The sequence below is a fragment of the Alteromonas sp. DY56-G5 genome, assembly GCF_041414725.1.
GTDB classification, from domain to species: domain Bacteria; phylum Pseudomonadota; class Gammaproteobacteria; order Enterobacterales; family Alteromonadaceae; genus Alteromonas; species Alteromonas macleodii.
In genome coordinates, this window is sequence record NZ_JANHZQ010000110.1 from 1 (window position 1) to 1,602 (window position 1,602).

General features: G+C 46.1%; 1 protein-coding gene. It reads left to right on the forward strand.

Annotated features, from left to right (window positions below; translation table 11 throughout):
- The first annotated feature begins 76 nt into the window (after positions 1–76).
- The gene (locus tag NO989_RS21740; RefSeq protein WP_061439450.1) at positions 77–1,423 is read left to right on the forward strand and encodes an IS1182 family transposase; all 1,347 of its coding nucleotides are present in this window, start codon (positions 77–79) and stop codon (positions 1,421–1,423) included.
- The last annotated feature ends 179 nt before the right edge of the window (positions 1,424–1,602 follow it).

The window sequence follows — 1,602 nt, forward strand, 5'->3', positions numbered from 1 at the left end:
CAGACTGTTGAAAAAGCCCTAGACGAAAGTCTGGGGCTTTGATCTAATAGGCATAGTGAAATTCGGAGTGTTCACCATGCTAACCCCAAAGTCCCCACAACAATACGAGTTTGAAACCGTATATATCAATGAACTGGTACCAGAAGACCACTTGGTTCGTTTAATTGATATGGCGATAGATTTTGAGTTTATCCGCGATGAGGTGGCTCATCTATATTGTCAGAATAACGGTCGCCCTTCGGTTGACCCCGTACGCTTTTTTAAAATTCTGTTTCTCGGTTATTTATTTGGTATCAGTAGTGAGCGACGCCTCATTAAAGAGATACAAGTAAATGTGGCGTATCGCTGGTTCTTAGGTATGGGATTGACGGAAGATGTGATTCACCATTCCACGCTGAGTCAAAACCGCATCAAGCGTTTTAAAGACAGCGATATCTATCAGGTTATCTTCGACAACATTGTGCGTCAGGCCATGAAGCAAGGACTCATTGGTGGTAAGAGTTTGTTTGCCGATAGCACGCACTTAAAAGCGAACGCCAACAAGAAACGCTTCGACATAAAAGACTTGAAGGTGACACCGTCAGCTTATGTGGAACAGCTAAACGAAGCAGTAACCAAAGACAGGGAGTTAGAGGGAAAAAAGCCCCTGAAGTGTAAGGAAGACAAGCCTTGCACGAAGCCTACGAAAGTCAGCCGCACTGACCCTGATAGTGGTTTTATGGTGCGCGATGAGAAGCCCAAGGGCTTCTTCTACCTAGACCATCGCATCGTAGATGGGCGTCACGGTATTATCGTTGATACACACGCGACACCAGGAAATGTTCACGATAGCCAACCTATCATTGCGCGTATTGATAGAGCTAGAGACACCTTCAAACTCAACCATATTGCCGTTGGTCTCGACGCGGGCTACTTCACCGCCGCGGTGTGTCATCACCTCGAAGCGCGACAACTGATTGGTGTAATGGGGTATCGTCGCCCTACGAAAAAGAAAGGCTACTTCGCTAAACGCGAGTATGTATACGACACAGAATCTGATACATACACATGCCCCCAAGGCCAGGTTATTGCTTACAACACCACTAACCGCGAAGGCTACCGCCAGTATCACTCTGATGCGAAGCAATGCATAAGCTGTCCCGTTCGTAAGCAATGTACAAACAGTAAGAATCACACAAAAGTTATAACGCGCCATGTCTGGCAGAAGAGTGTCGAGAACGCAAACGAAGTCAGATTAAGTGAATGGGGGAAGAAGCAATATCGAAGGCGAGCTGAAACGGTAGAACGAAGCTTCGCAGATGCAAAACAACACCACGGACATCGATACTGTCGCTATCGCGGACTCAGTAAGGTCTCGATGCAGTGTCTGCTAGCCGCTGCATGTCAAAACATGAAGAAAATGGCCTTAGCCAAGGCTGTATAAGCCTAAATACCCTCAAATCTCGCTCGCAAACCCGCTAATCGAGTAAATGACTCACTTATTGCCCTCTAAGAGCTCAACACTAAAACAAAAACGCCTTATTAAAAAATATCGCGATCGCAGCCTTCGGCTGCTAGAAAAAATAAACCCCTCCGAAAAAAGAGGGGTTTATCATCAATCTG